Here is a 12570-nt window from a genome sequence, read left to right as displayed (position 1 = left end):
AAACAATCTTAAATAAACAAGCCATGAAAAAATTACTATTCATCCTGCTCTTCATCCCGCTGTGCTTAGCCTGCAAGAAAGAGCAGATTGGGGAGCCGCTTATTCAATATCACTTTATCAATTTTGTAGATGCGTCAGGCCAAAACCTGTTCGAGAGCGGCAAGATTTCAACATCCAATTTTTACTATGAATCAGGTGACATTAAATCGACATGGGAGGAAACTATGGCTTATAAAAAAGAAATTTTAACCCCGGAGGTCATAAAGTCAACTCCTACGGAGTACCAGGATACAGTTTCTGCCATGTTAAGCAATGACAATTTATTGTTTGAACCTTGGCAAGGCAACTTGGAAAGGGAACGGGTGATTTTTATAAACGGAGCGAAACACACATTCAGGTATTCGCTTAAAGAAGGCTTCTACCAGAACGGCAAAAAGCTACAGTCTAAAACCGATGTTATTGACGAGCATAATATATACCTGCACCACATTGTGCTGGAAGAGTTTTAAGTACCTGACTAAATCAACTACAAAGTATAACAACCGCATCTCGGCTTGCTGGTGAAAACACGCAGCAAGGGCGGAGGCAGTTTTTGGAGTTTATGTTAAGCGAGTGCTTACCATTTTAAAACTCAAAAGCCCAAAAAGCCCACCCGCAACGGGGGGCTTTTTGGTGGCTACACTTTAGGCCGGCTTTCAATAGCTTAATAATTCAGAAAAGGCGGTAGATTATCAGACAATAATCCTTACCTTTGCGCTTCTAAACTGGTGGACGGGTTCCACCGACGTAAATTTTATATACAAAATGGCAGTAAAAATCAGACTGGCCCGCAGAGGCCGCAAGAAAGCAGCTATCTACGATATCGTAGTAGCCGATGCAAGATCACCACGTGATGGTAAGTTCATCGAGAAACTGGGTACTTACAACCCAAACACAAACCCTGCATCTATCGACTTTAGCGAAGACAAGGCGTTTCAGTGGTTGATGAACGGTGCACAGCCTACCGACACGGTAAAGGCAATGCTTTCCTACACTGGCGTGCTCTTCAGAAGACACCTTCAGATTGGTGTGATCAAAGGAGCGATTACACAGGAAACTGCTGACGCTCGTTTAGCCGAGTGGAAAGAAGCGAAAGAAGCGAAGATCGAAGGCAAGCGACAGGACCTTGGTTCTGCCAAAGAGGCTGCCAAGAAAGCCGCTTTCGATGCCGAGACGAAAGTGAAAGAGGCTCGTGCAGAGGCTATCCGTCAGCGTGAGGCTGATAAGGCTGCTGCAAACGCCCCTGCCGCTGAGGCTGAGGCTGAGGCTGAAGAGGCTCCGGAGGCAGCTGCCGAAGGCAAAGCAACTACAGAAGAGCAAGCATAATTTAAACTGCCATGAACATTGATGACTGCTTCCAGCTAGGCTTTATCGTCAAAACCCATGGCACCAAGGGGCAAGTAGTCGCGTTTTTCGACGTAGACTACCCCGAAGATTATGAAGATCTGGAATCAGTTTTCCTTGAGCAAAAGGGAAGGCTGATTCCTTTTTTTATTGATACCTTGGAGCCTGTGCAGAAAGGCCGCTGCATCATTAAGTTCGAAGACGTGAAAACCATCGAACAAGCGGAGGCGTTGCGCAACACAGCCATTTACCTGCCACTCGACGAGCTGCCGGAACTGGAGGAAGATCAGTTTTACTTCCATGAGGTGATCGGGTACCAGGTGGTAGACCAACAGCACGGCCCGCTTGGCACCGTGAAAGAGTTTTACGACCTGCCGCAGCAGCAGCTGATGGTGATGGACTACCTGAACCAGGAGATGCTGGTGCCGGTGATGAACGAGATTCTCCTTCGCGCCGACCACGAGGCCCGACAACTCCATGTGAGTTTTCCGGAAGGCCTGCTCGAAGTGTATACCCAACCTGCCAGCCCCGACGAAGCCGACGACCGCGACGACGACACGGAGGAAGAAAACTAATGCGATTTGACATTATCAGCTGCCAGCCAGACCTGCTGGAAAGCCCCTTTAGCCATTCTATACTGAAGCGCGCGCAGCAAAAAGGCCTGGTGGAAGTCCATATCCATGACCTGCGCAAGTACGCCGTGAACAAGCACGGCCAGATAGACGACTACGCCTTTGGCGGCGGGGCCGGTATGGTGATGATGATCGAGCCCATTGACAAGCTCCTCTCCGAGTTGAAAGCCGAGCGCACCTACAACGCCATTATTTATATGACGCCGGACGGGAAAACGCTGAACCAGGGAATTGCCAACCAGTTTTCGCTGCTGCAGAACGTGGTGATCCTGTGCGGCCACTACAAAGGCGTGGACGAGCGCGTGCGGCAGCATTACATCACCCACGAGATCAGCATCGGCGACTATGTGTTGTCGGGCGGAGAACTGGGTGCGGCCGTGCTGGCAGACGCGATCATCCGGATCATACCGGGTGTGCTCAACGATGAGTCCTCGGCCCTGACGGACTCTTTTCAGGATGGCCTGCTGGCCCCGCCTGTTTATACCCGCCCGGCCGATTACAAGGGCATGCAGGTGCCGGATATACTGTTGTCGGGCAACAACCCGAAGATTGACGAGTGGCGTTTTGAGCAAGCCGTGGAGCGCACCAGACAGCGCCGCCCCGATCTGCTGAACGGCGCATAACACCTTTACAGCAAACGTAAAAGGCTACAAGCCTCAAACTCATAGAGAAAAGGCGGCCAAAAACTATATTTTTTTTCTGCAATGATTCTTATGTATGAAATTATTACATATCTTTGCAGTCCGAAATTTGAAGAAGATACTTTAAGAACATAGCCATCATGAGCGAATTAATTAAATTCATAGAGCAGGAATCTACCGACAAGCGTGCCTCTTTCCCAACTTTTCAGGCAGGTGATACCGTTAACGTACACGTGAAAATCCGCGAGGGTAACAAAGAGCGTGTGCAGCAGTTCCAGGGCGTTGTGATTCAGCGTAAGAACGTGAACACCAACGGTGAGACGTTCACGGTAAGAAAAGTATCTAACCAAATCGGCTTAGAGCGTATCTTCCCGCTCCTTTCGCCAGCAATCGAGAAGATTGACCTGATCAGAAAAGGTAAGGTAAGAAGAGCGAGACTGTACTACCTGAGAGGACTCCAGGGCAAGGCTGCTCGTATCAAAGAGAGAAGATAAAAATACCTGTTTTCATAGAGTACCCATAGTGTTAGTGAAAGAGGAGCCGCTCAAAACGGCTCCTCTTTTCGTTTCTGCACTTTTGCTTTGCCGCTGGCCGCGTATACCCGCAAACACGTTGTACCTTTGTAAAACCCTGAAGCCAAACCACCGCATATGAACTTAACGCTTAGCCGCTACCTCACGCTACTTTTGGCAGTGCTGCTCTGCTCCTGCAATACAGACTACGCCTCGCTGCCAACCTATACAAGCAACAAGCAGTTGCAGGCCGTGATTGAGACACCCGCCGGCAGCAACCACAAAATGATGTATGACGCCGAGCAGAAGGCGTTTGTCAACGACAAAGACGCGGGCCAGGACCGGGTAATCGGTTTCCTGCCCTACCCCGCCAATCTCGGGTTTATACCCTCCACCGAAATCAACAAGGAGGGAAAGGGGCTGGAGATCCTGGTGCTGTCGGAGCGGCTGGAAACCGGTACCGTGGCCGAAGTGATCCCGATCGGGCTGATACAACTGGAAACAGATGGCGAACTGCAGCACATTGTGGTGGCCGTGCCCGCCCGCCCGAGCGAGCGCCCGATAAACGCCACCAATTATACCAGCCTCAGCGTAGACTACCCGGCTGTGAAAGATATTTTGCAGCGCTGGTTCGCCCATTCTAACCCGGCAGCCAACACCAACTACGTAGGCTGGCGCGACGAGAAATTCGCAGAGAAGGAGATCCAGCGCTGGATGCGATTATAGCCCGGCTCATACTAAATTAAAACAAGATACCACAGAACACAGAAGGCCCGCTATACTAGGTGTAGCGGGCCTTCTGCGTATAGCCGAAACTGCTTACTTAATGTTCAGGAGCTTCGCCCGCACCGCCTCCACCGACTTTTCCATATCCTGCACCTGCTGGCGGCTCACTTCCTGCTGCCGGGCGTTATGCTGCACGCTAAGCTCGAGCTGCTTCAGTTCCTCGGCGTTGCGCACCAGCTCGGCTTCCAGGTCTTTTCTGCTTTGCTTGTTTTTGTCTATCTCCTGCTGAATCTTGTTGGCTTCCTTTACCACCCGGTCCTGCTCCGACTTGGTGGCGCGCAGCACGTCCTCGGCCTCGTTTATCTGGCGCAGCACATCGTCGCGGTAGAGTTTGCGGGCAAAGCCGCGCAGAAACTTCTCAGCGGCAGCATACTCGGCGGGGGTAGCCTCTTTGTCGACATAGGCCGTGCCCATGTCCAGGCTCCACCATACGGTGCTGCCCTGGGCGCTGCTGCCCACCACCGAAACTACCCGCATCGGAGAGCTTGAAATTGTATCGATTACGGCTCCTTCCACCGTGTATACCCCCCTGCTGCTTTTTACCTTTCCGGCTTTTTTACCAAGGTAGTCCTTCCACGACCGGTCTACCGTTTTAGGGTCCAGCTGCACCGAAAGCTGCTGCCCGCGCCGGATAACGCTGTTTACCTCCTGCTCCTTCTCCACTACCTGCACCACTTGGGCCTGGCTCACACCCGAAAGCATCAAAAATATTACAACTAAAATTCTTTTCATCTAAAAGGTGGTATTGTACTGTATAAAGTTGTTCTCGTCTACTAAAGTAGAGAATCAGGAGGAGAAAGAAGGAAAGACCGGGAAATTATTTTCACCTGAAATTGGTTTGGGAATCGTGGCGGGTGCGTTACCTTTGCAGGCTATCGCTTTCGCAGCCGCAGGCGATTATGCCCGGCGGCGAACAATTGAGCCGCCGCAGCTGTTCTAAAACCCTATGAAAGTAACCATTTGCCGAAAGGAGCATTTTAATGCCGCACACAGGCTACACAACCCAGCCTGGACGGATGAGAAGAACAGCGCCGTGTTTGGCTTATGCAACAACCCCAACTACCACGGGCACAACTATGAGCTCTTTGTGAAGCTCACAGGCACAGTGGACCCGGAGACCGGCTATGTATACGACCTCAAGAGACTAAGCACGCTGGTAAAGGAAGAGGTGCTTAACCGTTTCGACCATAAGAACCTGAACCTCGACACTGCGGAGTTCAAGCAACTGAACCCCACGGCCGAGAACATCGCGGTGGTGATCTGGGAGAAGCTCCGGGAGAAAATCAGCCCCGACTACGAATTAGCCGTAACACTTTATGAAACAGAAAGAAACTTTGTGGAATACCATGGATAGCCACAAAACCGATATAGACCGAGACGAAGAGGCAATGGACGACCATATCATGAGCTCGCTGGATACGCCCCTGCGTCCGGACGCCTTTGCGCTGACCGACGAGGCGAAGATCGCCATCATCGAAGGCCACTTCCACGAGATTATGCACACCCTGGGCCTAGACCTGACAGACGACAGCCTGAAAGGCACGCCGCTGCGCGTGGCCAAGATGTATGTGAAGGAAATCTTTAGCGGCCTGCACCCCAAAAATAAGCCTGTGGCGCGCCGCTTCGAGAACAAGTACGGCTACCACAAGATGCTGGTGGAGCGCGACATCACGGTATACTCTTCCTGTGAGCACCATTTTGTGCCCATTATCGGGAAGGCGCACGTGGCCTATATCCCCAACGAGCATGTGATCGGCCTGTCGAAGCTGAACCGCATTGTGCATTACTTTGCCCGCCGCCCGCAGGTGCAGGAGCGCATGACCATGCAAATTGCCAACGAACTGAAGCAGGCCCTGAAGACAGACAACGTGGCGGTGATGATTGAGGCTGACCACCTGTGCGTGATGAGCCGGGGCGTGAACGACGTGAGCAGCAGCACCATTACGGCAGAGTACTCTGGCCTGTTTGACCAGGAGCAATACCGCAACGAGTTTTTAGGGCATATCCGCACCAGCAAATAGCAGGCTGCCCTTTAGGGGCTTCAACTGTTCGCCCACTTTGTTTTTTCCTATGCAATACCAATAAACTTTAATACAGTTGTATTGCGTATAGGGTAATTCTATGCCGAATCATATTTAAAAGCACATATGGCTGATAAAATATTAATAACAGGTGGGTCAGGATTGGTTGGGATGCGTCTGTCTGAGATGCTCATCGACCAGGGGTATGAGGTGTCGCACTTAAGCCGGAACCCTGACAAGGTATCTACCTATAAAACCTTTCGGTGGGATGTGAAGGACGGCTACATAGATGAGAACGCCATTACCTACGCAGATTATATCGTGCACCTGGCTGGCGCAAGCGTAGCCGGCGAGAAATGGACGGACGAGCGCAAAAAGGAAATCGTAAACAGCAGGGTACAAAGCGCCAACCTCCTCTACAAGTCACTGAAGGAGATGGACCACCATGTGAAGGGCTTTATCTCGGCCTCTGCCATAGGCATTTACGGCGACTCTGGCGACCAGCTGATGTCTGAGGAAAGCGCTACCGTTGCCGACGACTTCCTGGCCGAGGTATGCGAAGCCTGGGAAAACGCGGCCTGGCAAATGCACGAGCTGAACCTACGCACCGTGATTCTGCGCATGGGCATCGTGCTGAGCACAAAAGGCGGCGCTCTGCCCCAGATGGCCCGCCCCGTGAAGCTGATGGCCGGTGCCCCCCTGGGCTCGGGCAAGCAGTATATGTCGTGGGTACACCTCGACGATGCCTGCCGCCTTTACATCAGAGCCCTCGAAGATACCCACTATCAGGGGGTATACAATGTGGTGGCTCCGCACCCTGTAACCAACAAAGAGTTTATGAAAGAGCTGGCTGAGGCCATGAAACGCCCCCTAGTGCTGCCCAAAGTGCCGGCTTTCGCCATCAACCTGATGATGGGCGAGATGAGCGAGGTAGTGCTGGCTGGCCAGCGCGTGAGCGCCAACAAAGTGCTGCAAACGGGCTTTACCTTTGAGTACAACTATCTGGAAGAGGCCCTGGAGTCTTTTTATGAGGAGGAGAAGGACTGAGGCGATTGCCACATTAACCAAACAGGAGAGGGCGCTACGTGTAGCGCCCTCTCCTGTTTTATATAGGTGTTCGAATCCTACAGCACGTTGCCCATGTTCAGCAACTCCAGCACAGAGTCGATTTGCGTGGAGTCTGGGGCCGCCTTTGGCAATACCGTGGTGCAGTTGTACTTCTTGCTGACCTTGACGGTTGGCCCCGGGAAACGGCCCATCGTATAGCCCAGTTCCTTGTCCTGGTATACCTTCTCCATATACAGGCCAAACACAGGCAGCGCCGTTTTAGAGCCCTCCCCCAGCTGCGAGGTCCGGAAGTGGATGCTGCGGTCTTCGCCACCCACCCATACCCCCGTCACGAGGTCTTTGGTCACGCCCATAAACCAGCCGTCGGAGTGGTTAGAGGTGGTGCCGGTCTTGCCGCCGATCTCGTTGCCTTTCCAGAGGTCATACTCCCAAAGCGCTTGCGAGGTGCCGCCCGGCTCTTCCATACCCCCTTTCAGCATGTGCATCATCAGAAAAGCCGTCTCCTCGCTCAGCACTTTCTTCTGCTTGGGCACAAACTGGTGTATGAGGTTGCCATTGCGGTCCTCGATGCGGGTAATGAACATGGGCTTGGTATGGAAACCCTGGTTGGGGAAGGTGCTGTAAGCGCCCACCATATCAAAGATAGACACATCGCTGGGCCCCAAGCCAATAGACGGCACGGCCTGCAGCGGACTCGTGATGCCCAGGCGGTGCGCATACTTCACCACCGTCTCCCATCCCACCTTCTCGGTAAGCTGCGCCGTAACGGAGTTCACGGACTTGCCCATGGCGCGGCGAAGCGTCATCGGCGCACCGGTATACTGCCAGTCGGCGTTGGTGGGCGACCAGCTTTTTTTCTCGCCCTTCTCCACGTAGTTGATCGTGATGCGCTTGTCCACGATCTTGTCGCAGGGAGAGTAGCCGTTGTCGATGGCGGACACATACACGAAGGGCTTAAACGTGGAACCCGGCTGGCGGCGTGCCTGCTTCACATGGTCGTACTTAAAGTATTTGAAGTTGATGCCACCCACCCAGGCCTTGATGTGCCCGGAGAACGGGTCCATGGTCATCATACCGCCGTGCAGGAAGTGCTTGTAGTAGGCCAGCGAGTCCAGGGGGCTCATCGTCATGGTCTTCTCCAGCGAGTCGTTCTCCCAGGTAAAGACCTTCATCTCGTGCGGGGTATGCAGTGCCTTGCTGATGGCGGCAGTGTCGTTGCCGTATTTTTGCTTCAGGCGCTGGTAATAGGCGGTGCGCTTGATGGTCTCTTCGATAAAGCCCGGTATCTCCTTGTCCTTTTCATCCACCCACGGGTTTTTGCCCTTCCAATGGTTGTCGAAGCGGTGCTGCAGGGCGCGCATGTGCTCTTCCATGGCCTCCTCGGCGTGCGCCTGCATCCGCGAGTCGATGGTGGTGTATATTTTCAGGCCGTCGCGGTATAGGTCGTAGCCGTTTTGCTTGGTCCACTCTTTCAGGTAATCCGCCACAGCGCCCCTGAAGTAGGTAGCGGGGCCGTCGTAATGGTTCTCCACGCTATAGTCCAGCACCAGCGGCAACTGGCGCAGCGAGTCGGACTGGGCCGGTGTGATGTAGTTATACTTGGCCAGCTGGGCCAGCACCGTGTTGCGGCGGCGTGTGGCGTTCTGGGGGTTAAAGCGGGGGCTGTAGTAGGTCGGGGCTTTCAGCAAACCCACCAGCACGGCGGCCTGCTCGGTCTTCAGGCTGTCCGGGGAGGTGTTGAAGAAGGTCTTGGAGGCCACTTTTATACCGAAGGAGTTCGAGCCGAAGTCCACGGTGTTGAGGTACATCGCCAGGATCTCTTCTTTGGTATAGCGCTGCTCCAGTTTGATGGCCGTCAGCCACTCCTTTGTTTTGGAGATGACCAGGTTTGCCACCGGGATGTGGCCCAGCACTCCCTTGGAGTCGTCGGTGCGGGTTTTGTAGAGGTTCTTGGCGAGCTGCTGCGTCAGGGTGCTGGCCCCGCGGGCATCGCCGTGCAGGCTGCCGTACACCGCCGAGACGATGGCGGCAGGGTCGATGCCGGAGTGCTCGTAGAAGCGCGCGTCCTCAGTCGCGATCAGGGCCTGCAGCAGGACGGGCGACAGGCTGTCGTAGCCCACGGGGCTGCGGTTCTCTCGGAAGTACTTCCCGATCAGCTTGCCGTCGGCGGTATATAGCTCCGAGGCAAGGTCTGAGCGCGGGTTCTCCAGCTTGTCCAGGCTCGGCGACGACCCGAACAGGTAGAACAGGTTATTGTCTACGCTGAGCAGGTAGCCCAGCACGAAGGCAACGCCCAGAAACAGGCACTTCCAGGTAAACGCCACCACGCTTTTATAGACAGACTTCTTTGGCTTTTCTACTTTCTCTTGCTCTTGCAGCATGCTTATCCACTAAACGACGCCCTGATAAATTCCCGATCACGCTCTCTAAAACGACTGCAAATATACCTTTTGTACACAACATCTTTGTTTTAAAGGTGCAAAACTTCGTAAACGTTCAGTTGCACGCCAATTCTTTTGGAGAGCCTGCCTATCTTTGCGCCACACACGTTTCCTGAACGCCTCTGCCTATGCAACTAACAATCCTACAAGCCTTTAGCCGCCTGGCAGGCTTGCCGCTCACCAAGACTACCCGCCACGAGCAGGTGCAGTTTTTCCATTTCGGCAGCATGCATTATACCACTCCGCAGGGCCTGATCCTGGATATCGGGGAGATAACGCTGGCCGTGAACTGCCCCTGGCACTTGCAACCGGCAGGCGGGGAAACGATCAACCACAGCGATGTATACATCCGAAAACGCGAGGCGGGCCTCCCCTCCCCGGTATGGGACTGGAAAATCCCCGGCTCGAGCCTGCGCGACCAACGCCTGCTGGCCCACGTGAAACAGATCCCGGCCCCGGTAGTGGAGCGGGTTGAAACCAAAGAGGCGGAGGGGTTCGTCCTTCACTTTTCTGACCAGAGCACCCTGACGGTGTCTCCCGCCCCGGAAGAGCCTGCTGAGATGTATTGGGAGCTCTTCAGCAACACCGGCGATGGCCTGAAGATAGCCGCGGGCAAAGACGGCCTCAGCACATAGGCTCCGGCCGGTGTAGCAGGTATACCGTTTCGGGCTGACGCGAAAACCTTTCGGGCTGGGGCGGGGTATGGCATATAAAAACCCGCCCTTGAACTTCCGCCTCCAGCTTTTCGAATTTGAGGACCAACACTGGTTCCCGCACGTTATCCGGCAGGGCATGCTCGACTTCCTGCGCTTCATGATCTCGAAGCTGGGCGCGTACGAAGCCGCCTTGCCGCTCCTGCAGGAATTGCTGGAGCGCACGCGGCAGCGGCACATCACAGACCTTTGCTCCGGGGCAGGGGGCGGCATCGCGGTGGTACAGCGGCAGCTAAGCCAACGCATGGGCACTACCGTCCACGTCACCCTCTCAGACCTCTACCCCAACCTCGGTGCATACAGCTACCTGCAGCAAACAACTGGCGGCATGCTCGATTTTATACCTGAGCCCGTAGACGCCACCGCCGTGCCGGACCATCTCAAGGGAGTGCGCACTATCTTCTCTTCTTTTCACCACTTCCCGCCCCGCGTGGCAAAGGCCATACTGCAACACGCCGCCAGCCGCAGGGCAGCGATCGGGATTTATGAGGGAGCAAGCAAAAGCTGGCTGGAATTGCTGCTGCTCTGGACCGCTTTTCCGGTGATCATCCTCGTTGCGACGCCATTTATCCGGCCGTTTCGCTTCAGCCGGCTTTTTTTCACCTACATCCTCCCGCTTATTCCGCTGGGCATTATCTGGGACGGCACCGTGTCGTTGCTCCGTATGTATACCCCGCGCATGCTGCAGCAGATGGCCGACGAGGTGCAGGAGCCCGGTTACAGCTGGCGATCCGGGAAAGCTGGCACGCGCATGGGCAAGCACGTCGTCTACCTGATCGGGTACCCAGACCCGGAAGACGAACCCGGGGCGAGCATATTGAACGATCCGAAAGAATACGCTTAACTTTGAAAAACGCCTGTGCCAGTTCAGGTATAAATGCGGTAGCTTTATATCCAGCCGCTGTGCCGAGCCGCAACAAGACCCATACTCCTCACTGAATGAAAAGCTATAGCAGTGCCCTGACGCTGATGCGGATTCCGTTTTCTGTTTACCTCATGCCCATTTTCTGGTTCGCGCTCAGCACCGTGACCGGATTTGAGGTATGGCGGGCGGTGGCCGTCTTCGTGATCCTGCATGTGTTGGTATACCCCGCCAGCAACGGCTACAACTCCTACTACGACCGCGACGAAGGCAGCATCGGCGGCCTGAAGCATCCCCCGAAGGTAACGCGGCATCTCATGCATCTTGTGTTAATATTTGATACCCTGGCCGTCCTGCTTGGCTTGCTGCTTTCGCCCTTGTTTGGTTCCCTGGTGGCAATTTATCTACTCGTCTCGAAGGCGTATAGCTACGAAGGCATCCGACTGAAGAAATACCCGCTCCTGAGCACTGCCGTGGTCACGCTTTTCCAGGGGGCCTTTACATTTATGATGGTGCAGATCGGGCTTGGTTTTGGGCTGTCGGCAGTGCTAGGCGCACCTGCCATCTGGTTTGCCTTGGTCAGCACGCTCTTTCTTTGCGGTTCATACCCCCTCACCCAGATTTACCAGCACGACGAGGACAGCCGGCGCGGCGACCGCACCCTCAGCCTGATATTGGGTATAAAGGGCACGTACTTTTTTGCTGCCGTTAGCCTTCTGCTAGGCACCTCCCTGCTGCTTTATATATACCTCACCAATGGGCAGGTAAAGAATATCTTTATCTTTTTGGTCTGCACGGCACCGATTATGTACTTTTTTGTGGGTTGGGCACTGAAGGCGCAGCGCGACCCAAGGGTGGTAAATTATGAAAACACGATGCAGATGAACAAGATCTCCTCGCTCTGCATCAGCGCGGCCTTCATCGCCATGATCGTGGTGCGGGCATATAGCTAGCGGCAATCTTACACATCCGCCCACAGGCTCGTATACAGGTGAAACATACCGCTTCCGCTATGAAACTTATGTATGCGCTTTTGGGCGGACTGGCTGCCACCGCTGCCATGACCGCCTTTTTATACCTGCTGTCCTATGCCACGCACCGTGTGATGAAGGTAATCAAAATACTGGGCACCATGCTCATGTCGCGCACCCAACCTGACGGCAGCCTCTCGGACGCGGTGAGCACCAAAGCCGTCGGGACGGTGGCCAACTATGCCATCGGCATTTCCTTCGCACTCATCTACCTAGCTCTCTGGGATGCCGGGGTAGGCCAACTGACGGCATCATGGGGCTTGTTTTTGGGTCTGGGCCACGGTCTTTTTGCCATGGTAGCCTGGTATTTCTTCTTCATGGTCCACCCGAAGCCACCGATCCTGGCCCTGAAATCATACCTGATCACGCTCATTTTTGCCCACCTGATCTATGGCCTGGTGATTACCTATACCGTTAATCTGCTGGAGCAGCCGGGGTATGCTTTCTGGCAGTAAGCTGAGTTGGACGTCAGAACGCTGA

General features: G+C 54.2%; 16 protein-coding genes. 14 read left to right on the top strand and 2 right to left on the bottom strand.

Features of this window, described 5'->3' with window-relative positions; translation table 11 throughout:
• Positions 1 to 23: 23 nt before the first annotated feature.
• The 6 genes from MKJ04_RS09970 (at position 24) to MKJ04_RS09945 (ending at position 3894) form a co-directional block, all read left to right on the top strand.
• Positions 24 to 509, top strand: coding sequence for a hypothetical protein (locus MKJ04_RS09970; protein WP_241641486.1), 486 nt, complete (start codon positions 24 to 26; stop codon positions 507 to 509).
• A gap of 295 nt (positions 510 to 804) precedes the next feature.
• Positions 805 to 1365 carry a 30S ribosomal protein S16 gene (locus tag MKJ04_RS09965; protein WP_241641485.1) on the top strand — a complete coding sequence of 187 codons (561 nt, stop codon included), beginning with the start codon at positions 805 to 807 and terminating at the stop codon, positions 1363 to 1365.
• An 11-nt stretch (positions 1366 to 1376) separates the two neighbouring features.
• Positions 1377 to 1958, top strand: a complete 582-nt coding sequence (gene rimM, locus MKJ04_RS09960; protein WP_241641484.1) for a ribosome maturation factor RimM — start codon at positions 1377 to 1379, stop codon at positions 1956 to 1958.
• Positions 1958 to 2638 (top strand): tRNA (guanosine(37)-N1)-methyltransferase TrmD, encoded by a 681-nt coding sequence (trmD, locus tag MKJ04_RS09955; protein ID WP_241641483.1) that lies wholly within the window; start codon positions 1958 to 1960, stop codon positions 2636 to 2638. The genes rimM and trmD overlap by 1 nt, the downstream gene beginning before the upstream one ends.
• A gap of 158 nt (positions 2639 to 2796) precedes the next feature.
• On the top strand, positions 2797 to 3150 hold the full coding sequence (gene rplS / locus MKJ04_RS09950; protein ID WP_241641482.1) for a 50S ribosomal protein L19: 354 nt from the start codon (positions 2797 to 2799) through the stop codon (positions 3148 to 3150).
• Between the two features lie 156 nt (positions 3151 to 3306).
• On the top strand, positions 3307 to 3894 hold the full coding sequence (locus MKJ04_RS09945) for an inorganic diphosphatase (protein WP_241641481.1): 588 nt from the start codon (positions 3307 to 3309) through the stop codon (positions 3892 to 3894).
• A 93-nt stretch (positions 3895 to 3987) separates the two neighbouring features.
• Here MKJ04_RS09945 and MKJ04_RS09940 read toward each other — a convergent pair whose 3' ends face one another.
• The gene (locus MKJ04_RS09940) at positions 3988 to 4686 is read right to left on the bottom strand and encodes a DNA repair ATPase (protein WP_241641480.1); all 699 of its coding nucleotides are present in this window, start codon (positions 4684 to 4686) and stop codon (positions 3988 to 3990) included.
• 28 nt (positions 4687 to 4714) lie between these two features.
• Between MKJ04_RS09940 and MKJ04_RS09935 the strand changes: the two genes are divergently transcribed.
• The 4 genes from MKJ04_RS09935 (at position 4715) to MKJ04_RS09920 (ending at position 7022) form a co-directional block, all read left to right on the top strand.
• Positions 4715 to 4894 (top strand): hypothetical protein, encoded by a 180-nt coding sequence (locus tag MKJ04_RS09935; protein WP_241641479.1) that lies wholly within the window; start codon positions 4715 to 4717, stop codon positions 4892 to 4894.
• A 6-nt stretch (positions 4895 to 4900) separates the two neighbouring features.
• Positions 4901 to 5308, top strand: coding sequence for a 6-pyruvoyl trahydropterin synthase family protein (locus MKJ04_RS09930; RefSeq protein WP_241641478.1), 408 nt, complete (start codon positions 4901 to 4903; stop codon positions 5306 to 5308).
• On the top strand, positions 5301 to 5975 hold the full coding sequence (gene folE, locus MKJ04_RS09925; RefSeq protein WP_241641477.1) for a GTP cyclohydrolase I FolE: 675 nt from the start codon (positions 5301 to 5303) through the stop codon (positions 5973 to 5975). Before MKJ04_RS09930 ends, folE begins: the two co-directional genes overlap by 8 nt.
• A gap of 126 nt (positions 5976 to 6101) precedes the next feature.
• Complete coding sequence (locus tag MKJ04_RS09920; protein WP_241641476.1) at positions 6102 to 7022, top strand: TIGR01777 family oxidoreductase; 921 nt, start codon at positions 6102 to 6104, stop codon at positions 7020 to 7022.
• Between the two features lie 77 nt (positions 7023 to 7099).
• Here MKJ04_RS09920 and MKJ04_RS09915 read toward each other — a convergent pair whose 3' ends face one another.
• A complete protein-coding gene (locus tag MKJ04_RS09915) occupies positions 7100 to 9424 on the bottom strand; it encodes a penicillin-binding protein 1A (protein WP_241641475.1) in 2325 nt (774 codons plus the stop codon).
• Between the two features lie 188 nt (positions 9425 to 9612).
• On the opposite strand from MKJ04_RS09915, the gene MKJ04_RS09910 reads away from it, so the two are divergent.
• The 4 genes from MKJ04_RS09910 to MKJ04_RS09895 all read left to right on the top strand — a co-directional run bounded on the left by MKJ04_RS09910 (position 9613) and on the right by MKJ04_RS09895 (position 12545).
• The gene (locus MKJ04_RS09910) at positions 9613 to 10119 is read left to right on the top strand and encodes a hypothetical protein (RefSeq protein WP_241641474.1); all 507 of its coding nucleotides are present in this window, start codon (positions 9613 to 9615) and stop codon (positions 10117 to 10119) included.
• A gap of 88 nt (positions 10120 to 10207) precedes the next feature.
• Positions 10208 to 11041 carry a class I SAM-dependent methyltransferase gene (locus tag MKJ04_RS09905; protein ID WP_241641473.1) on the top strand — a complete coding sequence of 278 codons (834 nt, stop codon included), beginning with the start codon at positions 10208 to 10210 and terminating at the stop codon, positions 11039 to 11041.
• Positions 11042 to 11136: 95 nt separating this feature from the next.
• The gene (locus MKJ04_RS09900) at positions 11137 to 12012 is read left to right on the top strand and encodes a UbiA family prenyltransferase (protein WP_241641472.1); all 876 of its coding nucleotides are present in this window, start codon (positions 11137 to 11139) and stop codon (positions 12010 to 12012) included.
• A 59-nt stretch (positions 12013 to 12071) separates the two neighbouring features.
• Complete coding sequence (locus MKJ04_RS09895) at positions 12072 to 12545, top strand: hypothetical protein (protein ID WP_241641471.1); 474 nt, start codon at positions 12072 to 12074, stop codon at positions 12543 to 12545.
• The last annotated feature ends 25 nt before the right edge of the window (positions 12546 to 12570 follow it).

Origin of the sequence: Pontibacter sp. E15-1 (assembly GCF_022601975.1) — a bacterium.
Classification (GTDB): domain Bacteria; phylum Bacteroidota; class Bacteroidia; order Cytophagales; family Hymenobacteraceae; genus Pontibacter.
This window is presented reverse-complemented; position numbering and strand designations above follow the sequence as displayed.

Bases quoted from the DNA above. Each gene is read 5' to 3' on its own strand.
- MKJ04_RS09930 (WP_241641478.1), top strand. From the start codon at position 4,901: ATGAAAGTAACCATTTGCCGAAAGGAGCATTTTAATGCCGCACACAGG.
- rplS (WP_241641482.1), top strand. From the start codon at position 2,797: ATGAGCGAATTAATTAAATTCATAGAGCAGGAATCTACCGACAAGCGT.
- trmD (WP_241641483.1), top strand. From the start codon at position 1,958: ATGCGATTTGACATTATCAGCTGCCAGCCAGACCTGCTGGAAAGCCCC.
- MKJ04_RS09965 (WP_241641485.1), top strand. From the start codon at position 805: ATGGCAGTAAAAATCAGACTGGCCCGCAGAGGCCGCAAGAAAGCAGCT.
- MKJ04_RS09945 (WP_241641481.1), top strand. From the start codon at position 3,307: ATGAACTTAACGCTTAGCCGCTACCTCACGCTACTTTTGGCAGTGCTG.
- folE (WP_241641477.1), top strand. From the start codon at position 5,301: ATGGATAGCCACAAAACCGATATAGACCGAGACGAAGAGGCAATGGAC.
- MKJ04_RS09900 (WP_241641472.1), top strand. From the start codon at position 11,137: ATGAAAAGCTATAGCAGTGCCCTGACGCTGATGCGGATTCCGTTTTCT.
- rimM (WP_241641484.1), top strand. From the start codon at position 1,377: ATGAACATTGATGACTGCTTCCAGCTAGGCTTTATCGTCAAAACCCAT.
- MKJ04_RS09920 (WP_241641476.1), top strand. From the start codon at position 6,102: ATGGCTGATAAAATATTAATAACAGGTGGGTCAGGATTGGTTGGGATG.
- MKJ04_RS09915 (WP_241641475.1), bottom strand. From the start codon at position 9,424: ATGCTGCAAGAGCAAGAGAAAGTAGAAAAGCCAAAGAAGTCTGTCTAT.
- MKJ04_RS09970 (WP_241641486.1), top strand. From the start codon at position 24: ATGAAAAAATTACTATTCATCCTGCTCTTCATCCCGCTGTGCTTAGCC.
- MKJ04_RS09895 (WP_241641471.1), top strand. From the start codon at position 12,072: ATGAAACTTATGTATGCGCTTTTGGGCGGACTGGCTGCCACCGCTGCC.
- MKJ04_RS09910 (WP_241641474.1), top strand. From the start codon at position 9,613: ATGCAACTAACAATCCTACAAGCCTTTAGCCGCCTGGCAGGCTTGCCG.
- MKJ04_RS09940 (WP_241641480.1), bottom strand. From the start codon at position 4,686: ATGAAAAGAATTTTAGTTGTAATATTTTTGATGCTTTCGGGTGTGAGC.